The sequence below is a fragment of the Dyella japonica DSM 16301 genome, from assembly GCF_001010355.1.
GTDB classification, from domain to species: Bacteria; Pseudomonadota; Gammaproteobacteria; order Xanthomonadales; family Rhodanobacteraceae; genus Dyella; species Dyella japonica.
The window spans coordinates 44,878-69,037 of record NZ_JPLA01000008.1 but is presented as its reverse complement, the minus strand read 5'-3'; the positions used below and the strand labels follow the sequence as shown (position 1 = coordinate 69,037).

20 protein-coding genes and 1 riboswitch are annotated in these 24,160 nt (G+C 63.0%); of the genes, 6 read left to right on the top strand and 14 right to left on the bottom strand.

Annotated elements, in window-relative coordinates; genetic code table 11:
- Positions 1-4: 4 nt before the first annotated feature.
- Together Y882_RS03460 and Y882_RS03455 are read left to right on the top strand one after the other, a co-directional pair.
- Positions 5-190, top strand: a complete 186-nt coding sequence (locus Y882_RS03460; RefSeq protein ID WP_046970483.1) for a DUF2065 domain-containing protein — start codon at positions 5-7, stop codon at positions 188-190.
- Between the two features lie 190 nt (positions 191-380).
- On the top strand, positions 381-1,673 hold the full coding sequence (locus Y882_RS03455) for an adenylosuccinate synthase (RefSeq protein ID WP_046970482.1): 1,293 nt from the start codon (positions 381-383) through the stop codon (positions 1,671-1,673).
- Positions 1,674-2,324: 651 nt separating this feature from the next.
- On the opposite strand, the gene Y882_RS03450 is transcribed toward Y882_RS03455, so the two are convergent.
- Positions 2,325-3,146, bottom strand: coding sequence for a hypothetical protein (locus Y882_RS03450; RefSeq protein WP_046970481.1), 822 nt, complete (start codon positions 3,144-3,146; stop codon positions 2,325-2,327).
- Between the two features lie 1,034 nt (positions 3,147-4,180).
- On the opposite strand from Y882_RS03450, the gene Y882_RS03440 reads away from it, so the two are divergent.
- Together Y882_RS03440 and Y882_RS18745 are read left to right on the top strand one after the other, a co-directional pair.
- Positions 4,181-4,495 carry a HigA family addiction module antitoxin gene (locus Y882_RS03440; protein WP_046970479.1) on the top strand — a complete coding sequence of 105 codons (315 nt, stop codon included), beginning with the start codon at positions 4,181-4,183 and terminating at the stop codon, positions 4,493-4,495.
- A 245-nt stretch (positions 4,496-4,740) separates the two neighbouring features.
- Positions 4,741-5,367: a DUF4253 domain-containing protein gene (locus Y882_RS18745; RefSeq protein WP_162207386.1), complete on the top strand. Its 627-nt coding sequence runs from the start codon at positions 4,741-4,743 to the stop codon at positions 5,365-5,367.
- A 53-nt stretch (positions 5,368-5,420) separates the two neighbouring features.
- Here the strand turns inward: Y882_RS18745 and Y882_RS03430 are convergent, their stop codons facing one another.
- Both Y882_RS03430 and gcvP read right to left on the bottom strand, forming a co-directional pair.
- On the bottom strand, positions 5,421-6,764 hold the full coding sequence (locus Y882_RS03430) for a carbohydrate-binding protein (protein WP_046970478.1): 1,344 nt from the start codon (positions 6,762-6,764) through the stop codon (positions 5,421-5,423).
- A 670-nt stretch (positions 6,765-7,434) separates the two neighbouring features.
- Positions 7,435-10,326, bottom strand: coding sequence for an aminomethyl-transferring glycine dehydrogenase (gene gcvP / locus Y882_RS03425; RefSeq protein ID WP_046970477.1), 2,892 nt, complete (start codon positions 10,324-10,326; stop codon positions 7,435-7,437).
- 38 nt (positions 10,327-10,364) lie between these two features.
- A riboswitch (glycine riboswitch) is annotated at positions 10,365-10,473 on the bottom strand.
- A gap of 201 nt (positions 10,474-10,674) precedes the next feature.
- Here gcvP and Y882_RS03420 point away from each other — a divergent pair.
- Entirely contained in the window at positions 10,675-11,097 is a 423-nt protein-coding gene (locus tag Y882_RS03420; RefSeq protein ID WP_046970476.1) for a VOC family protein, read from the top strand.
- A gap of 104 nt (positions 11,098-11,201) precedes the next feature.
- Here the strand turns inward: Y882_RS03420 and Y882_RS03415 are convergent, their stop codons facing one another.
- The 5 genes from Y882_RS03415 to Y882_RS03395 are packed head-to-tail and all read right to left on the bottom strand — an operon-like array spanning position 11,202 to position 15,355.
- Positions 11,202-11,801, bottom strand: a complete 600-nt coding sequence (locus tag Y882_RS03415; RefSeq protein WP_046970475.1) for a cytochrome c3 family protein — start codon at positions 11,799-11,801, stop codon at positions 11,202-11,204.
- Between the two features lies 1 nt (position 11,802).
- Entirely contained in the window at positions 11,803-12,366 is a 564-nt protein-coding gene (locus Y882_RS03410) for a nitrate reductase cytochrome c-type subunit (RefSeq protein WP_052949646.1), read from the bottom strand.
- Positions 12,367-12,376: 10 nt separating this feature from the next.
- Positions 12,377-14,878, bottom strand: coding sequence for a periplasmic nitrate reductase subunit alpha (gene napA / locus Y882_RS03405; RefSeq protein ID WP_244466194.1), 2,502 nt, complete (start codon positions 14,876-14,878; stop codon positions 12,377-12,379).
- Complete coding sequence (locus Y882_RS03400) at positions 14,875-15,171, bottom strand: chaperone NapD (protein ID WP_046970474.1); 297 nt, start codon at positions 15,169-15,171, stop codon at positions 14,875-14,877. Before Y882_RS03400 ends, napA begins: the two co-directional genes overlap by 4 nt.
- Before the next feature lie 25 nt (positions 15,172-15,196).
- The gene (locus tag Y882_RS03395; RefSeq protein WP_046970473.1) at positions 15,197-15,355 is read right to left on the bottom strand and encodes a periplasmic nitrate reductase, NapE protein; all 159 of its coding nucleotides are present in this window, start codon (positions 15,353-15,355) and stop codon (positions 15,197-15,199) included.
- Positions 15,356-15,622: 267 nt separating this feature from the next.
- Here Y882_RS03395 and Y882_RS03390 point away from each other — a divergent pair, with 267 nt between their 5' ends.
- A complete protein-coding gene (locus Y882_RS03390; RefSeq protein ID WP_052949643.1) occupies positions 15,623-16,096 on the top strand; it encodes a molybdopterin-dependent oxidoreductase in 474 nt (157 codons plus the stop codon).
- A 117-nt stretch (positions 16,097-16,213) separates the two neighbouring features.
- Here the strand turns inward: Y882_RS03390 and Y882_RS03385 are convergent, their stop codons facing one another.
- Genes Y882_RS03385 through Y882_RS03360 form a run of 6 tightly spaced genes read right to left on the bottom strand, consistent with a single transcriptional unit; the run spans position 16,214 to position 23,926 of the window.
- The gene (locus Y882_RS03385; RefSeq protein ID WP_046970471.1) at positions 16,214-16,444 is read right to left on the bottom strand and encodes a formate dehydrogenase subunit delta; all 231 of its coding nucleotides are present in this window, start codon (positions 16,442-16,444) and stop codon (positions 16,214-16,216) included.
- 5 nt (positions 16,445-16,449) lie between these two features.
- Complete coding sequence (fdhD, locus tag Y882_RS03380) at positions 16,450-17,283, bottom strand: formate dehydrogenase accessory sulfurtransferase FdhD (RefSeq protein WP_046970470.1); 834 nt, start codon at positions 17,281-17,283, stop codon at positions 16,450-16,452.
- A 2-nt stretch (positions 17,284-17,285) separates the two neighbouring features.
- The gene (fdhF, locus tag Y882_RS03375; protein WP_046970469.1) at positions 17,286-20,168 is read right to left on the bottom strand and encodes a formate dehydrogenase subunit alpha; all 2,883 of its coding nucleotides are present in this window, start codon (positions 20,166-20,168) and stop codon (positions 17,286-17,288) included.
- Positions 20,169-20,182: 14 nt separating this feature from the next.
- The gene (locus Y882_RS03370; RefSeq protein WP_046970468.1) at positions 20,183-21,739 is read right to left on the bottom strand and encodes a formate dehydrogenase beta subunit; all 1,557 of its coding nucleotides are present in this window, start codon (positions 21,737-21,739) and stop codon (positions 20,183-20,185) included.
- Positions 21,736-22,236 carry a formate dehydrogenase subunit gamma gene (locus Y882_RS03365; protein ID WP_046970467.1) on the bottom strand — a complete coding sequence of 167 codons (501 nt, stop codon included), beginning with the start codon at positions 22,234-22,236 and terminating at the stop codon, positions 21,736-21,738. The genes Y882_RS03370 and Y882_RS03365 overlap by 4 nt, the downstream gene beginning before the upstream one ends.
- Before the next feature lie 34 nt (positions 22,237-22,270).
- Positions 22,271-23,926 (bottom strand): OFA family MFS transporter, encoded by a 1,656-nt coding sequence (locus tag Y882_RS03360; RefSeq protein WP_046970466.1) that lies wholly within the window; start codon positions 23,924-23,926, stop codon positions 22,271-22,273.
- Positions 23,927-24,160: the final 234 nt, after the last annotated feature.

Sequence of the window (24,160 nt, the reverse complement as noted above, 5' to 3'; positions counted from 1 at the left end):
GGCGATGTCGAAGGAATTGGCAGGCGCGTTGTGCCTGGTGTTGGTGATTGAAGGGCTCGTGCTGTTTGCCGCGCCGCGCGGGTGGCAAGCCACCATGCGCGAGGCAGTCAACATGAGCCCGCGCACGCTGCGCGTGTTTGGCGCGCTGGCCATCGGCATCGGCCTGGTGGCCTTGCAGTTGGTGCATTGAATTGATGCGGCGATGGGCCGTTCAACCCATCGGGGGAGCTGCAACCTCCCTCAACGTCATCCCTGCGAAGGCAGGGATCCAGCGACTTTGAAGGCGCTGGATTCCAGCTTTCGCTGGAATGACGGAGAAAGATTTTCAGTCTTGCCCCGCGGGGCACCTCATTCTTCAAATTGACGAGAGCAACATCATCATGGGCAAGTCAGTAGTCATCCTTGGTGCGCAGTGGGGCGACGAAGGCAAGGGCAAGATCGTCGACCTGCTGACCTCGAAAGTCAGCGCCGTCGCTCGCTTCCAGGGCGGTCACAACGCCGGCCACACGCTGGTCATCGGCGGCAAGAAGACCGTGCTGCATCTGATCCCGTCGGGCATTCTGCGCGACGACGCGCTGTGCCTGATCGGCAACGGCGTGGTGCTGTCGCCGCAGGCGCTCAAGCAGGAAATCGAAGAGCTTGAAGCGCAGGGCGTGGAAGTGCGTTCGCGCCTGAAGATCAGCCCGGCCACGCCGCTGATCATGCCGTACCACATTGCCGTGGATAAGGCGCGCGAAATCGCCGCCGGCAAGAGCGCCATCGGCACCACCGGTCGCGGCATCGGCCCGGCGTACGAAGACAAGGTCGCTCGCCGCAGCGTGCGCGTGGCCGACTTGATGTACCCGCACGAGCTGCCCGAGAAGATCAAGGCCGCTGTGGAGTACCACAACTTCATCCTCACCCAGTGGCTGAAGGCCGAGCCGGTCGATTTCCAGACCGTGCTGGACGATGCGCTGGCCTATGGCGAGTTCATCCGCCCGATGGTCGACGACGTCGCCACCATCCTGCACGACGTGCGCAAGGAAGGCGGTCACATCCTGTATGAAGGCGCGCAGGGTGCGCTGCTCGACATCGATCACGGCACCTACCCGTACGTGACCTCGTCCAACACCACCGTGGGCGGCGCGCTCGCTGGCACCGGCGTGGGCGCCTGCGACATCGACTACGTGCTGGGCATCTGCAAGGCGTACGCCACGCGCGTGGGCGGCGGTCCGTTCCCGACCGAACTCAACGACGAGATGGGCGAGCGCCTGCGCAAGGTCGGCAACGAGTTCGGCGCCAGCACCGGCCGTCCGCGCCGCTGCGGCTGGATCGACCTCGTCGCGCTCAAGCGCGCCGTGCAGATCAACGGCATCAACGGCCTGGCCATCACCAAGCTCGACGTGCTCGACGGCCTGCCGACCATCAAGGTCTGCATCGCCTACGAATACCGCGGCAAGCGCCGCGAACTGGCCCCGCTCGACGCGGACGGCTGGGCCGAGTGCAAGCCCGTCTACCTGGAATTCCCGGGCTGGGACGAATCGACCGCCGGCATCCGCGAGTGGGACAAGCTGCCTGCTGCTGCTCGTGCGTACCTGCGTGCGGTGGAAGAGCTGTCGGGTTGCAAGCTGTCGCTGGTGGCTACTGGCGCGGATCGTGATGACACGATTGTGTTGGATGATCCGTTCGCCTGAGCGATTAGTGCGTAGGCAAGAAGAACAAGAAAGCCCCGCAAACGCGGGGCTTTTTTTAACTGCCGGACGACGTTGGTCCCGGTTCGCTCAAAACGTAGCCATGTTGGCTTCGAACGTAGCCTTATTGGCTACAACATGGAGCGTTAACTACCTCCGTCCCGTTTTCTGGCCAACATGGGCTCGCTTCCCGTTGGTCCTTTAACTACCTCCGGTCCCTTTTGCTGCGGTACTCCACAAACAATTGCCAGCAAGTTGGCCATTTGTTAGTTCACTTATTGGTCTGCAGCTTTGACCGCCTGCTCGATACGCTGGCAGATTGATTCGCATTTGCTGAGGTGCTGATTTACGAGGCTAAGAGATATTTTCTCAGCGAGCTTGTAGTCAGCAAGGCAGCGCGTTTTGTGAGCAGCTTCCAGTAACCCGCCAATGACCTTAAGTGATTTAGAGTTTGATGCGTGATATCGGCTAGCCAGCTGCTTATGCATCCCTTTCGAGGGCGCAGAGGTAATTTGTGGAAGGTTTAGCATTCCAATGGCGCGAACGGCACGGTGGTACGACCAGTAGTAGCCGCGACTGATCGCGTTACGTAACTCGATTTCGTCGGGAGTTGCTTTGTATCGAGACACGCACTGTTGAGCGCTAATCAGGAAGTCACGCGAGTCCACTGGCCGTTTTTCCTTCGCTGTTCAGCCGTAGAAATGTCTGGAAAAGGTCTATCGGATAGACGAGGAAACTAACCGCATCAAAAAGTGGCTCTTCGAAGTTATCGATAAGGGCTTCGGTTATCGCAAGATCAAAATCGGCGCGCATCTGATCATTTGATGGACTAGGCATACCAAAGATGACGCCACTGGCCGTAGGTTCGATAACACTATTGTGTACGGCTCTTTCCGACAATCGCATTAGTGTCTTGGCGGCTACGTTGACCCGCGCCTCTAGCATCTCATCGCTTACTCCAAGAGATGCGAGGTACGTTGCAGCCTCAACGACCTCATCCGCACCCCAGATCGTGTCAGCCTTCTCGAAATCCTTGGGGTAGGCCAATATTTGCGAGGCGGCGTCTCGCAATCTCCCCAGTTGCATCACGCATGCTACATACAGCTTGACGGGAACTGGCACGTTGCGACTGAGTGCAGCGGCAAGCACTTCATCGAACATTTTGGGTTCCGCTATGCGTGCGGCCGAGGAGAGCAACTGGAAGTAGCTCTGATGAGGGAGTTTGGGATCTGCAATTGCTCGGCGGGCGCACTTCACGTATTCGTCGACGTCTACGCCGCCGCGAAAGATCTGAATATATGCGAAAGAGGCAAAGGATGCCGACGCTTCAGATGGCACCTTTTGCAGTTGAAGCAAATCTCTCTTGATTCCGTGCCACACGACCTCGTTTAGAGGTTCGCCAGTGGACACAGCGACTTCCAACACCGAAATGCGGCGCCAGATTTCGTCGTGTTGTCTAAGGGGAGCGAGCGTCATTTTCGTACTGCACGGTCAGCCAGGAGAGTCAGAAGACGGAAGCCTTGCGAAGGCTGAAGGCTAGCGACGTTTCATCTAGCCAAAATGATGCCACAGTGTCGGAGGGCATAGGGCTCGCATGGCAGAGCAGAAATCTGCAGGCTACAGGGCACCAGATTTGCGCCCTAATGAGCTTAATCGTTAAATATTAGATACTTAGATGTCGCCTCCACTGGGCATCGGTCATGGACAGTGGCGGGCGCTCGATTGGAGCAACAGCAAAACTGGGGGCAGAGCGCACTTTCACCTCTTTTGGCCCTCGGTTTCTAGCCAGAAATGTGGCTCTGAGATGGCCCTGAGTCCTCACGCTTCCCTGCGACCACGCGGACATCCATCTCGCCCAACCCTGACAGACGATGCCGACCCTGCTTGTTAGGGTCAGTCGGTCATTCACGCTGCCGAGTTGCACGGCCTCGCGAATGACCATGACCACCAGGTCATGAGGCGCGGGCCGTGAGTGCTAGTAACACGCACGACCCGCTAACCACCACCAACTTCTACGGAGTTGATCATGGCTATCCACGATCATACGGTACGCATTCGCTCGTCCGTTCCCCCTGACGACACCCTCACTCCTCCACCTCGCGACCCGTCATCGACGTTGGTGGCATGGCCCGAGACCCTGCGTCACCGTAATCGCGGCGATATCGCCCTGGCGGTACTCGCCCTCACGCGCCTGCGTCTCGACAGCGAGCAATGCCGCCACGCACAGGCGCGAGGATTCCCCGGCAGACCGCTGCCATGGCGGCTTCCCGTGGCCGTCACGGCCAGCCTGGGCACGGCGATCCACTGTCTCCAGCAGTACGCCCGCCTGCTCGGTGACGAGCCTCGAGTGAACACCACACGCCTCCGATGATCGCCGTTGCAGCGCATCGGCCGGCATGGCGATGCGCCGCATTCGGACGATCACCGACGAAGCTGCCAAGCATTCACTGACACGGAGCGCTGTAAGCGCCTATCCGCTGCGCGGCCGTGTCCGACAGGGAGGAACCACCATGGAACTGATCCAGCTCACCCCGCATTCGGAAGTGGACCCCTCGCAACCGCTGCGAGCCCCCGGCGACATCCTGCTGCACGCCTACCTGATCCCCAACGCCCTCAACCCTGCCCAACTCGCTCGCCGCACCGGCATACCGTCCAATCAGATCAAAGCCTTCATCGCCGACACCCACCCCATCACCGCCAAGATCGCCATCCGCCTCTCCCTCGCCTTCGACACCACCGCGTTCTACTGGCTGGCACTTCAGGCGCGGTACGACCTGGAAAGGGCAAAGCCTGTGGTGCGCGCTTATCGGCCTCTTGTTGATTAAGGGCAAACGCACGACAAGCGGGACCGATGAAAGGGACAGAGGCAGCTAAGTCCCGCCGTCATTGTTCGAACTAACTACCTCCGTCCCGTTTGCTCGATTGTGCTGGATGATCCGTTTGCCTGATCACGATTAGTGTGCCGAACACCAAGGCCCTGCTTCATGCGGGGCCTTGTTTTTGGCGAGCGCTGAATGCGGCATCATGCGCGTGGTCATTGATGACGACTCGCATCTCAGGGGAGGTGAACATGAGCAAGCGTATTTGGACATGGATTGCAGGGTTGGTATTTGCCTCGGGCGCATCCGCGTCCGACGTACAAAGCTTGCGTACTCTTGATGAAGCTTCGGCTTACCTTGAGCAGCAGAACCTCGGTGAGGTTCGCCACTATTCGACCAGGGACTTCGGCCGGGATCGGTATTCGGGCGCGCGTTCCGTGGTGGTAAAGCCGGAGCTTGCGGAAACGCTCTTGCGCGATCTTCGGGGCAGGCTGGGGCCGGGCCTCGTGGCGTTCATCGGAACAACCAACAGCCTTGCCACCCCGCCTTCGGTCGGGGCCGAGATTGTGATCGGAAAGGGAACGTCGCAATTCGACGTACTGCGGATTGCTGCATCCGATGCGGTCAATCACGGCATGGGTACGGAAGATCTGATCAAGAAACTCCGGACATGGGATGCCGCGTATGGCATCGATATTTTTCAGGCGGAAACGGACACCATCCAGTTTCGCCTAAAGAAGCCGCCGCGTGATATGCGCGCGTTCGCAAAGGACCTCTATGCATTCTGCCCGGACATCGTGGATCAAGGCACTTTGACGGTGGATGCGTTGCAGAAAGAGATAGAGCGCACGCACACGGTCTTTCTCTGGTGGGACTGAGCTTCGGGCAGTGATCACGGGTCGGCGTCTGCGCCGACCCGTGATCCGATGGCTTACCGCCCCAAATCGCTCAAGAACCGCTTTGTGTACTGCAGCGGCGTCGTCGATGGCACCGAGTTGCAAGTCGGCGAGGCGTAGTTCTGATTACACGGCGTATCGCGGTCGAGCGACCAGAAGTGGATGCCGGCGAGGCCGTTGGCGACGGCGTAGGTGGTGATGGCGTCGGCGTTGGCGATGGTGAAGTTTTCGCTCGCGGCGTCGTTGATGCCGATCATTGGGGTGATCTCGATCTTGTTCGGCGAGATGCCGTAGGTGTGTTCGAGGTTCTTCACCGCCTGGATGGCCGACTGGCCCATGTCGCAGCTGCTGCCCGAGACCACGCACAGGTACGAGGCGGCGGATGAGCCGTAGTCCATCGCCATCAGATTGATGGTGTAGTTGGTCAGCGAGGAGGCCTTGATCGCCTTCACCACCATGTCGCCGAGGCTGTTGACGCCGCCGTAGCTGCCGTCGGATGCGCCCAGCGTGGCGAGGGTGAAGGAGAAGCGCAGGTTGGGATACAGCGACTGGCCGTACACGGCGGCCGCCACGAGATTGTTGATGGTCGCCTGCGATTGGCCGCCTTCGATGTCGAAGTCCACGCCCACCATCTTCGGCGACATGTAGCGCGACAGGAACGTGGCGAAGTTGGCGGTGCTGCCGCAGGTGAAGGTGCCTGCCTGGCCGCCGGTGGAGACGATGTAGGACACGCCGGCATTGGAGAGTGCGGAGATATTGGCGCTGGCGAAGCTGGCGCCCGGGACGCCGCCCCAGTTTTCGCTGCCGCATTCGCCGGTGGCGAAGGCGAGGGTGATGGCGCCGAGGTTGGTCACGTAGTTGGACTTGAGGCTGCCGCTGCCGACCACCGGTATCGACGAGCCCGTGGCCGCCGCGGTCTGCATGACATTGGTGTTCCAGTTGAGGTTGATGGTCACGTCCTTGTACGGACTGAACACCAGGTTCGCGCCGGTGCCGGGCGGATTGGTGGGACCTGTGCCGCCGCCACCCGTGCCGCCACCGCCGGTACCACCGCCGCCTGTGCCGCCACCACCGGACGATCCGCCCGTACACGCGCCTTGCGAGGTCCACGGCTGGCCGGAGCCGGCACCCCCGCTGTTGGTGGCCGGGTCATTGCCCTGCGTCCACCAGTTGGCGAGGTAGTTGGTGCCGTTCTCGCTCGCGGTCTGGCCGCCGGTGTAGACCGTGCTCGCGCTCCACGCTGCGGCGCAGGTGGCCTGGGCATGTACCGCTTGGACGGGAGCGAGCGTCATCAGGCTCATGGCCATCGCACCACCCGCGGTGGTGCCGATGGCGTTGAGTGCCGTGCGTAGCCAAACAACCGACTTCTTCAAGTGCATGGAAGCGTCTCCTGGTTGTGTTGCATCACTGAGGCGGAAGGTTTCCCTGGCGACGAGCCGACTTCGATCGGCGGTGGGCGTCCCCATGCTGTCCCTGCGGTTCATGACTTGCCGGGGTCATGGCGATGTCGTCTTTGTGTCCACTCTTGACAACGTTGTCCTTAAAAGTTGCTGGGAACTGTGACGTCTGTTGTGAATTTGGGAAGCAAAATTGATCGTTATGGATGGATGGTTATATGTGGGGACGTGGCTTGTTTTTCGTGCGTTGCAGCGAGATTGAGGGGTGATCGCTTGGGGTTTATGGCGATGGGGGATGGTGCGTTGCGACTAGAACGATTTAGGCGTTTGGATGGCTAGTCGTTTCTTATGAGACTTTTCTGACAACGTTGTCTGGGCTGTTTGAAAGGTCGGTTTGCGGATGCTGAGAGGGCGCGCTTCGTCGGAGTCGCGCACAGGGTGCGCTCCCACAAGTGTGGGGCGGTGGTTTTGGGGTTTGAGGATTTGATGGGGTTGTGTGGATGGTTTTTGAGTGGTGGGTCGCGCACAGGGTGCGCTCCTACAAGGGGGCGGCTTTTGGCGTGGTGAGGAGTTTCGGTGTGACTCGCGTCTTTGAGGCGCAATAAAAAGGGCCCCTTGCGGGACCCTTTTCGTCAAACGATGTAGCGAGAGATCAGGCGACGTTCGGTTCGCTGAAGGCTTCGATTTCACCCTTGAATGCTTCCACCGGGACGCAGCTGCAGAAGACGTTCTTGTCGCCGTAGACGTTGTCCACGCGGGCGACTGGCGACCAGTACTTCTGGAACTTCAGGCTGGGCAGCGGGAAGGCGGCCAGTTCGCGGGTGTAGGCGTGGGTCCACTCGGAAGCGGACACCATCACGGTGGTGTGGGGGGCGTGCTTGAGCGGGTTGTCTTCGCGGTCGAGCTTGCCTTCGTCCACGGCGCGGATTTCGTCGCGGATCTGGATCATGGCGTCGATGAAGCGATCGAGCTCGGACTGCGATTCGCTTTCGGTCGGTTCGACCATCAGCGTGCCGGCGACCGGGAAGCTCAGCGTCGGTGCGTGGAAGCCGAAGTCGATCAGGCGCTTGGCGACGTCTTCCGCACCGATGCCAGTGGCGTCCTTGAGCGGGCGCAGGTCGAGGATGCACTCGTGTGCCACCAGGCCGTTGCGGCCGGTGTAGAGCGTCTCGTAATGCGGCGCCAGGCGCTTGGCGATGTAGTTGGCGTTGAGCAGCGCGACCTGGGTGGCGCGGCGCAGGCCGCTGGCGCCCATCATCGTGATGTACATCCAGCTGATCGGCAGGATCGAGGCGGAGCCGTAGCTGGCCGCGCTCACCATGCCGACGGTGCTTTCAGCGCCGTAGGTGCCCGGGAGGAACGGAGCGAGATGCGACTTCACTGCGCACGGGCCCACGCCCGGGCCGCCGCCGCCGTGCGGGATGCAGAAGGTCTTGTGCAGGTTGAGGTGCGAGACGTCCGAACCCCACTTGCCCGGCTTGGCCACGCCGACCAGCGCATTCATGTTGGCGCCGTCGGTGTACACCTGGCCGCCGTGCTCGTGCACGATCTCGCAGATCTTGACGATGTCTTCCTCGAACACGCCGTGCGTGGACGGGTAGGTGATCATCAGGGCGGCAAGGCGATCGCTGAACTTCTCGGCGGCGCGCTTGATGTCTTCCACGTCGACGTTGCCGTTGGCGTCGCACTTGGTCACCACCACCTGCATGCCGCACATCTGCGCGGAGGCGGGGTTGGTGCCGTGCGCGGATTCCGGGATCAGGCAGATATCGCGATGACCTTCGCCGCGCGAGCGGTGATAGGCGCGGATGGCGAGCAGGCCGGCGTATTCACCCTGGGCGCCGGAGTTCGGCTGCAGGCTGACGGCGTCGTAGCCGGTGCATTCGACCAGCATCGCTTCGAGTTCGTCGATCAGCTGCTTGTAACCCGTCGCCTGATCGGCCGGAGCCAGCGGATGGATGTTGGCGAACTCGGGCCACGTCACGGGGATCATCTCGGCGGTGGCGTTGAGCTTCATGGTGCAGCTGCCCAGCGGGATCATGGTGCGATCCATCGCCAGGTCCTTGTCGGCCAGCGAGCGCATGTAGCGCAGCAGTTCGTGCTCGCTGTGGTGCGTGTTGAACGCCGGGTGCGTCATGAACTTGCTGGTGCGGGCGAGGCCGGCGGGCAGGGCGTCGTTGGTCTTGGCGTCGAGCGCGTCGATATCGGCGATGGTGGCGCCGAACAGCGCGGCGACGGCGATGACGTCGGCGCGCGTGGTGGTTTCATCGAGGCTGATGCCGAGGCTCTTGCCGTCGATCTGGCGCAGGTTGATGCCGGCGGCCTTGGCCTTCGCATGGAGGGCGGCGGCGTCGACATTGACGACGTGCAGCGTGTCGAAGAAATCCGGACCGACGGTGACGCCGGCATCACGCAGCGCACCGGCAAGGATCGCAGCAAGGCGATGCGTGCGACGCGCGATGCGCACCAGGCCTTCCGGACCGTGGTACACGGCGTACATGCTGGCCATCACGGCGAGCAGCACCTGCGCGGTACAGATGTTGGAGGTGGCCTTCTCGCGGCGGATGTGCTGCTCGCGCGTCTGCAGGGTGAGGCGGTAGGCCGGCTTGCCTTCGGCGTCGATGGAGACGCCGATCAGGCGGCCCGGCATCGAACGCTTGTAGCTGTCGCGGCAAGCCATGAACGCGGCATGCGGGCCGCCGAAACCGAACGGCACGCCGAAGCGCTGGGTATTGCCGACCACGATGTCCGCGCCCCATTCGCCCGGCGAGGCGATCACGGTGAGGGCGAGCAGGTCGGTGGCCACGCAGACCACGCCGTGGCGCGCGTGCACCGCGTCGGCCAGCGCCTTGTAGTCGTTGATCTGGCCGAAGGTGTTGGGGTACTGCAGCAGCACGCCGTAGCTGTCGACGCTGGTGGCTTCGCTGTCGTCGCCGATGTGCAGGTCGATGCCCATCGCCTCGGCGCGGGTCTTGATCACTTCCAGCGTCTGCGGATGCACGGCGTTGGAAACGAAGAACAGGTTGGACTTGGACTTGGTCGAACGCTTCGCCAGCGTCATCGCTTCGGCGGCGGCGGTGCCTTCATCGAGCAGGGACGCGTTGGCGATCTCCATGCCGGTGAGGTCGGCGCACATGGTCTGGAAGTTGATCAGCGCTTCCATGCGGCCCTGCGAAATCTCCGCCTGGTACGGAGTATAGGCCGTGTACCACGCCGGGTTCTCCAGGATGTTGCGCAGGATGACGTTCGGGGTCAGCGTGCCGTAGTAGCCCTGGCCGATGAAGCTGCGGAACACCTGGTTCTTGTCGGCGATGGCGCGGATCTTGGCCAGCGCTTCCACTTCGGTGATCGGCGAGGGCAGGGCCAGCGGCGCCGGCGACTTGATCTTGCCCGGCACGATGGCGTCGGTCATCGCTTCCAGCGAGTCGAAGCCCAGCAGCGCGAGCATCTTGGCGATTTCAGCGTCGTTGGGGCCGATATGACGCTCGATGAAGGCGTCGTGGTGCTCGAGATCACGCAGGGAAGGAATGGCGTTCTGACTCATGGCAGGGGCGTCCGAAAGTAACGTGCAAGCCGCACGCGTAGCGCCCCTCTGTCCTTTTGCCTGAGAGTTTGGAAGCGCAGGCTCAATGAGCTCGTGCTTCGTGCCCCTTCGGCGCCGGATTGAACCGGTCTCTCCAGAGTCTTTGCGCGGGTGATGGTCTGGGGCCTGAGCGATTACGGGCGTTGCGCCTTCGGCAGCGGTTCTCACCGCTTCTCCCACCACACGCTAAAAGGGCGATTATAAGGTGCCTGGGCCAGGATTGCCTCCCCGGCGGGTGCGGGCGTTTTCCACCATGCGGTCCTTGTCTCAAACGGCATAAGATGAAATGCCCGCCCCAGGAGCCGCGCCATGCCCCAGCCCCCGTTTCAGCTTGCCCGGATCGACCACGTGGTATTGCGCGTACGCGATGCCGAGGCCATGCAGCGCTTCTATGTCGAGGTGCTGGGCTGCCGCGAAGAGCGCCGCCAGGACGAGATCGGCCTGATCCAGCTGCGCGCCGGCGATTCGCTGATCGACCTGGTGGCGCTGGACAGCAAGCTAGGCCGTCTGGGCGGCGCTGGGCCGGGCGAGCAGGGCCACAACATGGATCACCTGTGCCTGCAGGTGGAGAACTATGACGAGGCGGCCATCGTGGGCCACCTCAAGGCGCATGGTGTGCGGGTGGGGGAGATCGGGTCGCGCTACGGGGCGAAGGGCGAGGGGCCGTCGATTTACCTGTATGACCCGCAGGGGAATATGGTGGAGTTGAAGGGGCCGCCCGCGGCTACCTGAGCGCCCTTGTGGGAGCGCACCCTGTGCGCGACCGTCCCGTTGCGGTGTACCGCTCCGCCGGGTCGTCGCGCACAGGGTGCGCTCCTACAAGGAAGGGCGCCTGCTCAGCCCTGCGGCACGCCCGTCATATCCGGCAAATGATGCGCGATGCCCTTGTGGCAATCGATGCACGTCTTCTCGCCTGAGCCCAGCCAGCGTTTGTGGATTTCCGCGGCGCGGGTGGACTGGCGCGTGAGGTCCATCGATGTGTAGTTATGGCAGTTGCGGCATTCCAGCGAATCGTTGGCCTTCAATCGCGCCCATTCGTGTTCGGCCAGTTCCAGGCGGTGGTCGAGGAATTTCTCGCGGGTGTTGACGGTGCCGAAAATCTTGCCGTAGACCTCCTTGGAGGCCTGCATCTTGCGCGCGATCTTGTCGGTCCACTGATGCGGCACGTGGCAGTCGGGGCAGGTGGCGCGTACGCCGGAGCGGTTGGTGTAGTGGATGGTCGACTTCAGTTCCTGGAAGACGTTGTCGTGCATCTCGTGGCAACCGGTGCAGAACGCCTCGGTATTGGTCAATTCCAGGCCCGTGTTGAACGCGCCCCAGAACAACACGCCCGCGATAAAGCCGCCCAGGGTGAGAAAGCCGAGGCTGTAGTGGACGCTGGGGCGGCGGATCGTCCGCCATAGTGCAATGAGCCATTCCTTGAGCCGCGGCCACATATCAGTTCGCCTTCTGCTCGGGCTGCTCGGAGAGCACCGTGTCGATGTCCTTGAAGTTGTTCGCGACCAGCGGCTTGGCGTCGGTCTGCACCACGTGGCACTGGTTGCAGAAGTAGCGTCGCGGCGAAATGGTGGCGAGGAACTGGTCGTTGCGATCCATGTAGTGGGTGACGCTGACCGGCGGCGCCTGGAATTTGTCGGCGTTGGCGCGCGCGTGGCACAGCAGGCAGCGGTTGGAATTCTTGTCGATCTGGTAGTTGTCGATGGAATGCGGAATGGTCGGCGGCTGCATCGGATAGGCGCGGATGCGCTTGATATCCGCATTCTCCACGTGGGCCATCAGCGGCGCGGCGATTTCCTGATTGACCGGGGCACCACGCCGGATCGCATCGATCTGGTCGCCGGCGGCCACGGGCTCGACGGTGCTCGCCTTCGCCGGTGGCGCAGCGCTCTGCACGGCGGCCACGTGTGGTTCGGGCGAGGATTTCCTGCCCACGGCGTATCCCACCGCGGCGGCCACCAGCACCACGATGAGGGCGAGGACGATGAGGGCTTTATCGCGCATCAGGGCTCTCCTAGACCGCCACGATCTTGACCGCACACTTCTTGTAGTCGGTCTGTTTGGAGATCGGATCGGTCGCGTCCAGCGTCACCTTGTTGATCAGCTGTCCGGCGTCGAACCACGGGACGAACACCAGGCCTTGCGGTGGCTTGTTGCGGCCACGCGTCTCCACCCGCGAGCGCATCTCGCCGCGGCGCGACACCACTTTCACCTCGTCGCCGCGTTTGAAGCCGCGCTTGCGCGCATCGTCGGGATGCATGAACACGACGGCTTCGGGGAAGGCGCGATACAACTCCGGCACGCGCATGGTCATCGAGCCGGAGTGCCAGTGCTCCAGCACGCGGCCGGTGGATAGCCACAGATCGTATTCGTCGTCGGGCATCTCCGGTGGCGGCTCATACGGCAGGGCCCAGATCACTGCGCGACCGTCGGGATTGCCATAGAACTGGAAGCCCGTGCCCGCTTTCACATACGGATCGGAGCCTTCGCGATAACGCCAGCGCGTTTCCTTGCCGTCGACCACGGGCCAGCGCAGGCCGTGTGCCTTGTGATAGTCGTCGAACGGCGCGAGGTCGTGCCCGTGGCCTCGGCCAAAGGCCGCGTATTCCTCGAACAGGCCTTTCTGCACATAGAAGCCGAAGGCGGCTGCTTCGTCGTTGTCGTAACCCGCTTCCATCTCCGAGCTGGGGAACTTGTCCACGTTGCCGTTGCGGTAGAGCACGTCGAACAAGGTCTTGCCCTTGAACTGCGGATTGGCGGCGAGGATTTCCGCCGGCCAGCATTCGTCGGTGGTGAAGCGCTTGGAGAACTCCATCAGCTGCCACAGGTCCGAGCGCGCTTGCCCCGGCGCCTTCACCAGCTGGTGCCAGAACTGCGTGCGGCGTTCGGCGTTGCCGTAGGCGCCTTCTTTCTCCACCCACATCGCGGCGGGGAGGATCAGGTCGGCCGACTGCGCGGTGACGGTGGGGTAGGCATCGGATACCACGATGAAGTTGCGTGGATCGCGATATCCCAGGTAGGTCTCCTGCATCAGGTTCGCGCCGGCCTGCACGTTGTTGTTGCACATCACCCAGTAGGCGTTGAGCTTGCCATCGCGCAGCATGCGGTTCTGCTGCACCGCGTGGTAGCCGGGCTTGGGCTGGATGATGCCGTGCGGGATCTTCCAGATTTCTTCGGCGTGTTTGCGATGCTCCGGATTGGTGACCACCATGTCGGCGGGCAGGCGATGGCTGAAGGTGCCCACTTCGCGCGCCGTGCCGCAGGCGGAGGGCTGACCCGTCAGCGAGAAGGGACTGTTGCCGGGCGTGGAAATTTTTCCGGTGAGCAGATGGATGTTGTAGACCATGTTGTTGGCCCACACACCACGCGTGTGCTGGTTGAAGCCCATGGTCCAGAACGACACCACCTTGATGTCCGGATTGGCATAGAGTTCGGCCAGCTGCTGCAGCCAGCCCTTGTCCACGCCGGTCATCTCGACGGTTTTTTCCAGCGTGTAAGGCGCTACGAAGGCCGCGAACTGCGCGAAGTCGATCGGTTCGCCGGCATTCGGGTCCTTGGCGTTCTTGGCTTTTTCTTCCAGCGGATCGTCCGGCCGCAAGCCGTAGCCGATGTCGGTGACGCCGCGCTTGAAGCTGGTGTGCTTGTCGATGAAATCCTTGTTGACGCGGTTGGTCCTGATGATGTGGTTGGCGATGTAGTTGAGGATCACCAGATCGGTCTGCGGGGTGAACACGATCGGGATATCGGCCAGCTCGAAGCTGCGATGCTCGAAGGTGGACAGCACGGCCACCTTGACGTTGGGATTGGACAGGCGCCGGTCGGTCACGCGCGTCCACAGGATGGGATGCATCTCGGCCATGTTCGAACCCCACAGCACGAAGGCATCGGTGGCTTCGATGTCGTCGTAGCAGCCCATGGGTTCGTCCATGCCGAAGGTGCGCATGAAGCCCATCACGGCCGAGGCCATGCAGTGGCGCGCATTCGGGTCGAGCGAATTGCTGCGGAAGCCGCCCTTGAGCAGCTTGTTGGCCGCGTAGCCTTCCCACACGGTCCATTGACCGGAGCCGAACATGCCGACGGCTTCGGGGCCTTTCTCCTTGAGCACGCGCTTGAACTGCGCGGCCATTACGTCGAAGGCTTCGTCCCACGACACTTCGGTGAACGCTCCGTCCTTGGCGTAGACGCCGTTCTTCTTGCGCAGCATCGGTGCGGTCAGACGATCCGCGCCGTACATGATCTTGGAGAGGAAATAGCCTTTCACGCAGTTGATGCCGCGATTGACCTCGGCGAGCTGGTCGCCGTGCGTGGCCACCACGCGGCCATCCTTCACCGCCACGTTGACGCCGCAGCCGGTGCCGCAGAAGCGGCAAGGCGCCTTGCTCCATTTGAGCTGCACCATGTCGCCTTCGAGCAGCACGTTGGTCGCAGCAGCAGGCAGCGCCAGGCCGGCTACGTTGGCGGCGACCGCCACCGCCGTGTTGCGAATGAATTCGCGGCGCGTCAGGGACAGGGTCATGGCTCGGCTCCTTGCTGTATTGCGGCCGTGGACACCAGTTCGTCCATGACGGCGGCGGATTCCACGTGGTGGTAGATCAGCGATACGTTGATGACGCCGGGCAGGGTCTGCAGTGTGTCGATCAGATCGAGCACAGCGCGCTGGTTGTCGGTTTCGCAGACCATCACGCAGCGGCATTCGCCTTGCAGGGCGATGTCCAGCGCCGCGTGATCGTCGACGAAGGCGCTCAGCGTCGGCGCGGCGTCCGGGCGATGCAGCACGACCAGGCTGGAGATGTGGTGCTCATCCCTCATGGCAGTCCCCTGGGGTTTGCCGAAGTCAGACATGCGGTGGGCCGCTGACGAACATCTGCCAGAACCACACGATGAAGCCGAAGGCGGCGATGAACATCACCGAAAGCACGGGGAAAAGGATGAGCAGCAACAGGAACGTGGTGCGCTCCTGCTTGCGGGTGCTTGGGTTGGCCGATGGTTCCACGCGCACCTCCCACAGGCTGGACGGTACTTCCCAGATCTGCGCGTTAAGCTAAACCGATCATTCCCCTGGCCCCCTGACCTGGATCAGGACAGCCATCCGTACTGGCGAACGCCTACAAGGCATGCTTCGATGCAACAACTCGAGTGTACGCTTCGAGCTTTTCCGCAGCGGTGAAAGCCGCGTGAATTCACTGACGATTAGGAGCTAGGCATGGCCATGCGGATGTGGGTACGAGTTGCGCTATGTAGTTTGCTACTTAGCGCTAACGTGGTTTTTTCTGCGCAGAGCGCCGACGCGCCCGCCGCACCGGCAGCCGTCCAGGTGATGGTCGCAGGCAAGCCCGCGCTATCGCTGGATGCCAAGACCTTGGCCGCCATGCCGCACGAAGAAGTCACCGCCTCCGCGCACGACGAAGCAGCCAGCCAGTGGCGGGGCGTGAAGCTGGAGGATGTGCTCGCGCGGGCTGGCGTGTCCTTGGACAAGCCGTTGCGTGGCCGCGCGCTGGCTTCGTTCGTGCGCGTGACGGCGGCCGATCAATACCAGGTGGTGTTCGGGCTGGCCGATCTGGATCCCACCCTGGGGCATACGCAGGTGTTGCTGGTGGATACGCGTGATGGCAAGCCGTTGGACAAGGATGGTCCGGTGCGGCTGTTGGTGCCGGGTGACAAGCGGCCGGCGCGGTGGGTGCGTAACGTCATTTCGATTGAAGTGGTCGACGGTGGGACGACCAATCGTCCCTGATGAGGCGAGTTGTTGTGTGGGAGCGCACCCTGTGCGCGACAATCTGACGGAGCGTTGCCGCTGCTGTGCCGCGGTCGCGCACAGGGTGCGCTCCCACAAGGGACCGGTGGCACAGGTTTAACCCACCTCCACCGGTGGCAGCTCTAATCCATTCACGGCCTCTCGCGCCAGCGGAATCAAGCCCTCGCCACCTTCCTCGACATATGACTTCAACTGCCGCCGCATGGCGGGATCCCAGAACCGCCTGAGGTGGTCGCGCACGCTGAGCACTGCCGCCGCATGATCCGGTTCGACGGTGAAATAGGTGGCGATGTCGTTCGCCATGGTGACGAGTCGTTCGATGCGCATCGTGCTTACTCTGACACCGGCGGCAACAGCCGGCCGGGATGGCTGTAGATATTGTGGCTGCCCGGTCGCGCAAATCCGACCAGGGTGATGCCGGCGCTGCGGGCGAGTTCGACGGCGAGCGCGGTGGGTGCCGAAATGGCCGCAAGCAGGGCGATGCCCGCGCTGGCGGCCTTGGTGACCATTTCGTAGCTGGCGCGACTGGTGACTACGGCGAAGCCTTCGTTGACATCGATGCCTGCACGCGTGATCGCACCGATCAGCTTGTCCAAGGCGTTGTGGCGACCCACGTCCTCACGCACCAAGAGGATACGGCCCGAGGCGTCGGCCCAGGCGGCTCCATGCACCGCGCCCGTCGCTAGATTCACAGGTTGGCGGCTTTTGAGTTCATGCAGCGCGTTTTCCAGCGCTTTGCGCGTCACCGTGGGGCCATCGCCCACGGAACCCTCGTGGCGCACGGCGTTCTCAAGATCCCGTGTTCCGCAAATACCGCAACCGCTGCGACCAGGCAGCAGGCGTTCCTGTTCACGGCCGAGGTGGGCGCCATGCGCATCGTCCGTCACCTGCATGGCCAGCTCGATGCCCTCGAGCAAGGTGCGTGTCTCCAGCTGCAACAGTTGCGCGGGCTGGCTGATCAGGTGCTCGGTCAGCGAGAAGCCCAGCGCGAAATCGTCCAGATCGTGCGGCGTCGCCATCATCACGGCGAAGGTGGCGCCGTTGTAGACCATCGCGATGGGAATTTCTTCCGCGACAAAATCCTGCTCGTGCGTGGCGCTGCCGTTCCGCCATCGATCGACCGAACGCACGGCATAGCCGCGCATCGCCTCGTCGTCGTCGGCCATGGTCAAGCGGGCTTCGCCGATTGTTCTAGCAGCGCTTCCTGCGCCTCGGTGAATGCGCGATAGCGCTTCTGCCATTCCGATGGCTGGCTCACGCGCGTCACCTGCACGGCGGTCACCTTGTATTCGGGGCAGTTGGTGGCCCAGTCCGAATTCTCGGTGGTGATCACGTTGGCGCCGGAGCCGGGGAAGTGGAAGGTGGTGTAGACCACGCCCGGCTGCATGCGCTCGGACACCACCGCACGCAGCACGGTTTCGCCGGCGCGGCTGACGATGCCGACCCAGTCGTTGTCGACGATGCCGCGCTCCTCCGCGTCATGCGGATGGATTTCCAGACGGTCTTCGTCATGCCACATCACGTTGGCGGTGCGGCGCGTCTGGGCGCCCACGTTGTACTGGCTGAGGATGCGGCCGGTGGTGAGGATCAGCGGGTGCTCGGCGCTCACTTTCTCGGTGGTCGCCACGTATTCCGTCAACATGAAACGGCCCTTGCCGCGCACGAACTCGTCGACGTGCATCACCGGCGTGCCTTCGGGATGCTCGTCGTTGCACGGCCACTGGACGGAACCCAGCTGCTCGATCTTGTCGAAGCTGACGCCATGGAACGTCGGTGTCAGTTCGGCGATCTCATCGAGGATCTGCGAGGCATGCGTGTAGTTCATCGGATAGCCCATGGCCTGCGCCAGCAGCTGGGTGATCTCCCAGTCCGCATAGCCGCCCTTGGGCTCCATCACCTTGCGCACCATCGACATGCGCCGCTCGGCATTGGTGAAGGTGCCATCTTTTTCGAGGAAGGAACTGCCGGGCAGGAAGACATGTGCAAACTTGGCCGTCTCGTTGAGGAACAGGTCCTGCACCACGATGCATTCCATCGACGTGAGGGCGGCGGTCACGTGCTGGGTGTCCGGATCGGACTGCGCGATATCCTCGCCTTCGATGTACAAGCCCTTGAAGCTGCCATCCAGCGCGGCCTCGAACATATTGGGAATGCGCAGGCCAGGCTCGCTCAGCAGCGGCACGCCCCAGGCCTGTTCGAAGGAGTGGCGCACCGTGGTATCGCTGACATGGCGATAGCCGGGGAATTCATGCGGGAACGAGCCCATGTCGCAGGAGCCCTGCACATTGTTCTGGCCACGCAGCGGATTCACGCCTACGCCTTCGCGGCCGATATTGCCGGTGGCCATGGCGAGGTTCGCGATTGCCATCACCGAAGTCGAACCCTGCGCGTGTTCGGTGACGCCCAGGCCGTAATAGATGGCGCCGTTGCCGCCAGTGGCATAGAGGCGGGCCGCTCCGCGCACCAAGTCGGCCGGCACGCCGGTCACGCTTTCCATCGCTTCGGGACTGTATTTCTCTTGCGATACGAAGGCGCGCCACTTGGCGAACGCTTCGGGTTCGCAGCGACGGGCGACGAACTCCTCGTCGACCAGTCCCTCGGTGACAATCACATGGGCCAGCGTATCGAGCAGGGCCACATTGGTGCCCGGGCGCAGGCGCAGGTGATAGTCGGCCTTGATGTGCGGCGTGCGCACCAGGTCGATGCGGCGCGGATCGACCACGATCAGCCGGGCGCCTGCACGCAGGCGCTGCTTCATCTGCGAGCCGAACACTGGATGGGCGTCGGTGGGGTTGGCGCCGATCACCAGCACCACGTCGGTGCTGCGAATGGAGTCGAAATCCTGCGTGCCGGCCGATTCGCCCAGCGTGGCCTTGAGACCGTAGCCGGTGGGCGAATGGCAGACGCGGGCGCAGGTGTCCACATTGTTGTTGCCGAAGCCGGCACGCACCAGCTTCTGCACCAGATAGGTTTCCTCGTTGGTGCAACGTGAGGAGGTGATGCCGCCGATGCTGTGCTTGCCGTAGGTGGCCTGCAGTCGCTTGAACTCGCTGGCGACGTGGCCGATCGCCTCTTCCCAGCTCACCACGCGCCACGGATCGGAAATCTTGGCGCGGATCATCGGGGTGGTGATGCGATCGGGATGCGTGGCGTAGCCGATAGCAAAGCGGCCCTTCACGCAGGAGTGGCCGTGGTTCGCATGGCCATCCATATTGGGCACCATGCGCACGATCTCCTGGCCCTTCATCTCGGCCCGGAAGCTGCAGCCGACGCCGCAATACGCACAGGTGGTGACCACGCTGTGTTCGGCCTGGCCTTTGTCGATCAGCGATTTCTCCGACAGCGTCGCCGTCGGGCAGGCCTGCACGCAGGCGCCGCAGGACACGCATTCGGAATCGAGAAACCGGTTGTTCTGGCTGGCCGATACCTTGGATTCGAAGCCGCGGCCCTGGATGGTCAGCGCGAAGGTGCCTTGCACTTCGTCGCAGGCGCGCACGCAGCGTGAGCAGGCGATGCACTTCGAAGGGTCAAAGGTGAAATACGGGTTGGATTCGTCTTTGGCCGCGAACAGGGGATTGGCGGTGCCGTCCAATTGCTTGGGCTTGACGTGATTGGCCCCTTCATAGCCATAGCGAACATCGCGCAGGCCCACCACGCCGGCCATGTCCTGCAGTTCGCAGTGGCCGTTGGCAGGGCAGGTGAGGCAGTCGAGCGGGTGATCGGAGATATAGAGCTCCATCACGCCGCGGCGAATATCGGCAAGCTTCGGCGTCTGCGTCGCAACCTTCATGCCCTCGCTCACCGGCGTCGTGCACGAGGCCGGATAGCCCTTGCGGCCTTCGATTTCGACCAGGCACAGGCGGCACGAGCCGAAGGCGTCGAGCATCTCGGTGGCGCACAGCTTGGGAATGCTGATGCCGGCTTGCGCGGCAGCGCGCATCACCGAGGTGCCTTCGGGCACTTCGATGCGTCGGCCGTCGATGTCCAGCGACACCATCGTGGACGACGTCGACTTGGGTGTACCGAGATCGATCTCGACGATAGACAGCATGCAGCGTTACCTCCTCAGGCCGCCGTTTCGGCGGAGCCCGCGAAATCTTCGTGGAAATGGTCCAGCGCGCTCAGCACGGGGAAGGGCGCCATGCCGCCCAGCGCGCACAGCGAACCAGCCACCATGGTCTGGCAGAGGTCGCGCAGCAGTACTTCCTCGCGTTGGCGTCCGGCGTTGTCGCTGGTGAGCAGGCGATCGATCACTTCCACGCCGCGGGTGGAGCCGATGCGGCAGGGCGTGCACTTGCCGCAGGATTCGATCGCGCAGAATTCCATCGCGTAGCGCGCCTGCGCCGCCATGTTGACCGTATCGTCGAACACCACCACGCCACCGTGGCCGAGCATGCCGCCGATGGCGGCAAAGCCTTCGTAGTCGATCGGCGCATCGAGCTGTGATGCAGGGATATAGGCGCCCAGCGGGCCGCCGACCTGCACCGCGCGCACCGAGCGGCCGCTGGCGGTGCCGCCGCCGTAGCCCTCGATCAGTTCACGCAGGGTGAGGCCGAAGGCGCGCTCGACCAATCCGGGCCGCTTGAGGTTGCCGGCCAATTGGATGGGCAGCGTGCCGCGCGAGCGACCGCTGCCATAGTCGCGGTAGAAGGCCGCGCCCTTGTCCAGAATGATCGGCACCGACGCAAAGGTGACCACGTTGTTGATCACTGTCGGCTTGCCGAACAGTCCGTTGATCGCCGGCAGCGGCGGCTTCACGCGCACCTGGCCGCGCTTGCCCTCCAGCGATTCCAGCATCGAGGTTTCTTCGCCGCAGATATACGCGCCGCCGCCGAGGCGCACTTCCAGATGGAAGGCCTTGCCGCTCCCGCGCACGTCGTCGCCGAGATAGCCGCCCGCTTCGGCAGCAGCGATGGCTTCCTTCAGCGCATGGTGGGCATGCGGATACTCGACGCGCAGATAGATGTAGCCGCGCGTGGCGCCCGCCGCGATGCCGGCGATGGTCATGCCTTCGATCAGCACGAAGGGGTCGCCTTCCATGATCATGCGGTCGGCGTACGTGCCCGAGTCGCCTTCGTCCGCATTGCAGGCGACATATTTCTGCACGGCCTGCGCATCCAGGCAGGTCTTCCACTTGATGCCGGTGGGGAAGGCTGCGCCGCCACGGCCACGCAGGCCGGAGTCGGTCACGGTCTGCACGATCTCGGCGCCGCTCATGCGCAAGGCCGCTTCCAATCCGCGATAGCCGCCGTGCGCCACATAGTCGTCAAGACTGCGCGGATCGACGATGCCGACGCGCGCGAAGGTGAGGCGTTGCTGGTTTTTCAGATAGTCGATGGTTTCGGTGGGGCCGAGCGCCAACGCGTGATCACCACCGTGCAGGAAATTCGCCTCGAACAGGGCTGCAACATCTTCGGCCTGAACGGGGCCGTAGGCGATGCGTCCCTCCGGCGTCGCCACTTCAACCAGCGGTTCCAGCCAGAACAGGCCGCGCGAACCATTGCGTACGACGGTAACGTCAATACCGCGCCGCGCCGCTTCCGTGGCGATGGTTTCGGCCACGGCTTCAGCGCCCAGCGAAAGGGCGCTCGCGTCGCGCGGCACGTAAACAGTGAAGCTCATGAAACCTCCGCGGCGAGCCACGCATCGAAACGTTCGGGCGTGACCCGACCCTTCAACTCGCCATCGACCATCATGGCCGGCGAGCACGCGCAGTTGCCCAGGCAGTAGACCGGCTCCAGCGTGTAGCGGCCATCCTGGGTCGTCTCGTGAAAGTCTACGCCCAGGCGCTGTTTGACGTGTTTTTCCAGCGTGACGGCGCCCATCGCCTGGCAGGACTCGGCACGGCATAGATGGATCACGTGCTTGCCCGCCGGCTGCTGCCGGAAGTAGTGATAAAAGCTGATCACGCCATGCACATCGGCCCGCGAGAGGTTCATCTCGCGGGCGATGAGGGGCACGGCGACCTCAGGGACATAACCGAGCGCATCCTGAATGCCGTGGAGCACCGGCAGCAGGGCGCCCGGAAGATCCTTCAGGCGCCCCGTGACTTCGAGCACGACGACCCGGACGGATTCGGGAATGTCCGGCAACGACGAGCCTGCAACTGCACGTTTCATGTTTCAAAGTCTCTATGCGTAAGAACAAGCTCGATCAGAACAGGGCAGCGGCCTTGGTGATCGCTATCCATACGCCAATCAGGAACGGAATGCCAACCAGGGCCCAGGCCCCCGCACCGACGATGCCGAAGCGACCGCGCGCGGCATCCTGGGCACGGGCCGACATGGCGGCGGTTTCATGCTGCAGGGACTTTTCGTGCTCCAGTTCCGCATCGCTCATCAGCGCAGTTTCCTTCACCGGCTTGATCAGCAGATTACAGACCATGCCCACCAGCAACAGCACGGCCAGGATATACAGCGTGCGGTCGTAGACCAGGTTCTTGGCCACGCCCGCGTCCAGCTGCGCCTGACGCACCGCGGCGATCAGGAACGGCCCGGCGATGCCCGCCACCGACCAGGCGGTGAGCAGGCGACCGTGGATCGCACCCACCATCTGCGTGCCGAAGATATCCGACAGATAGGCCGGCACCGTGGCAAAGCCTCCGCCGTACATCGACAGGATCAGGCACACCGCGATGACGAACATGCCCGCCAGGCCCATGTGGCCCAGGGTCGGCAGCGAGCAATACAGCGCGATGCCCAGCGCGAAGAAGATGAAATAGGTGGTCTTGCGGCCGATGAAGTCCGAGGTCGACGCCCAGGCAATGCGCCCCAGGCTGTTGAACAGGCTGATCAGGCCGACCAGGCCGGCAGCGGACGCTGCAATCGCCGCCTTCTGCGCCGCACTCAATGCCGTGCTGGCATCCAGGCCGAGCAGCTTGCCGCCGAACACATCCTGGAACATCGGGCTGGCCATCGACAGCACACCGATGCCGGCCGTCACGTTCATGCACAACACCATCCAGATCAGCCAGAACTGCGGTGTTTTCCACGCGCGGCTCAGATGCACGTGGCGATGGGTGATCAGCTTGTTGGTCGATCCCTCCGGCGGCGTCCAGCCCAGCGGACGCCAGCCCGACGGCGGCACGCGGAAACCGAAGGCGCCGGCAATCATGGCGACCAGGTAGATCACGCCCATGCACATCAGTGCCGACGACACGCCTGGCACATCGCCGATCGAGAACTTCTTCATCAGCGCCACGGCGAGCGGGGCACCAATCATCGCGCCGCCGCCATAACCCATGATGGCAAAGCCGGTGGCCAGGCCCCGTCGATCCGGGAACCATTTGATCAGGGTCGACACGGGTGTGATGTAACCCAATCCCTGGCCTATGCCTCCCAGCACGCCGGCCCCTAGATAGACCAGCCAAAGCTGGTGCATCGATACGCCGATGCCGCCGACGATCAGGCCACCTCCCCAGCACAGGGCGGCGATGAAGCCGGCCTTGCGCGGGCCGGCATGTTCCAGCCACGCCCCCCAGATCGCCGCCGAAATGCCCAGCATCGCGATGAAGGTTTCAAAGATGTGATTGACCGCAGGCACCGTCCAGTTGCAGGCGGTGGTGAACAGCTGCGCCAGGAAGCCCAGCTTGGCGCAGGTGGCCGGGTCCGCTTCGGTCACCAGCTTGGTCATCGGCAGCCAGAACACGGAAAAGCCATAGGCCATGCCGATGCTCAAATGGATGGCCAAGGCGGCTGGCGGCACCAGCCAGCGATTGAAGCGCGGCCCGGCAATCGTGCTTTCTCGGGACAACACGGCCGACTTAGTGTCGGCCGCAGTCAGGACATCGGTTTCCGATACACCCACCATGAGCATCTCCCCCGTTTGTCTTCGGCCACGCGGCCGGATGGCTGCGCGATGTTTAGAACCACCATGCCGGCCACGCTACCCGACCATGGTCGTACACCCCTGCTTTAAACCCGAACTATGCCAAGGTGGCACAGACTGTGTTGCTGCATCGCAACGGATTGTGACAATCCACGCGCATGGAACGCTTGCATGTGATGCGCGCCACACCGAGCATGTAGCCCATCCCCTCTGCCG

Coding starts and splice junctions, on each gene's coding strand:
- napA (WP_244466194.1), bottom strand. CDS start 14,878: ATGACCCTGTCCCTGACGCGCCGCGAATTCATTCGCAACACGGCGGTG.
- gcvP (WP_046970477.1), bottom strand. CDS start 10,326: ATGAGTCAGAACGCCATTCCTTCCCTGCGTGATCTCGAGCACCACGAC.
- Y882_RS03455 (WP_046970482.1), top strand. CDS start 381: ATGGGCAAGTCAGTAGTCATCCTTGGTGCGCAGTGGGGCGACGAAGGC.
- Y882_RS03370 (WP_046970468.1), bottom strand. CDS start 21,739: ATGAGCTTCACTGTTTACGTGCCGCGCGACGCGAGCGCCCTTTCGCTG.
- Y882_RS03365 (WP_046970467.1), bottom strand. CDS start 22,236: ATGAAACGTGCAGTTGCAGGCTCGTCGTTGCCGGACATTCCCGAATCC.
- Y882_RS03440 (WP_046970479.1), top strand. CDS start 4,181: ATGGAACTGATCCAGCTCACCCCGCATTCGGAAGTGGACCCCTCGCAA.
- Y882_RS03385 (WP_046970471.1), bottom strand. CDS start 16,444: ATGCGCATCGAACGACTCGTCACCATGGCGAACGACATCGCCACCTAT.
- Y882_RS03460 (WP_046970483.1), top strand. CDS start 5: ATGTCGAAGGAATTGGCAGGCGCGTTGTGCCTGGTGTTGGTGATTGAA.
- Y882_RS03450 (WP_046970481.1), bottom strand. CDS start 3,146: ATGACGCTCGCTCCCCTTAGACAACACGACGAAATCTGGCGCCGCATT.
- Y882_RS03360 (WP_046970466.1), bottom strand. CDS start 23,926: ATGGTGGGTGTATCGGAAACCGATGTCCTGACTGCGGCCGACACTAAG.
- fdhD (WP_046970470.1), bottom strand. CDS start 17,283: ATGGCCGACGACGACGAGGCGATGCGCGGCTATGCCGTGCGTTCGGTC.
- Y882_RS03430 (WP_046970478.1), bottom strand. CDS start 6,764: ATGCACTTGAAGAAGTCGGTTGTTTGGCTACGCACGGCACTCAACGCC.
- Y882_RS03420 (WP_046970476.1), top strand. CDS start 10,675: ATGCCCCAGCCCCCGTTTCAGCTTGCCCGGATCGACCACGTGGTATTG.
- Y882_RS18745 (WP_162207386.1), top strand. CDS start 4,741: ATGAGCAAGCGTATTTGGACATGGATTGCAGGGTTGGTATTTGCCTCG.
- Y882_RS03410 (WP_052949646.1), bottom strand. CDS start 12,366: ATGCGCGATAAAGCCCTCATCGTCCTCGCCCTCATCGTGGTGCTGGTG.
- fdhF (WP_046970469.1), bottom strand. CDS start 20,168: ATGCTGTCTATCGTCGAGATCGATCTCGGTACACCCAAGTCGACGTCG.
- Y882_RS03400 (WP_046970474.1), bottom strand. CDS start 15,171: ATGAGGGATGAGCACCACATCTCCAGCCTGGTCGTGCTGCATCGCCCG.
- Y882_RS03415 (WP_046970475.1), bottom strand. CDS start 11,801: ATGTGGCCGCGGCTCAAGGAATGGCTCATTGCACTATGGCGGACGATC.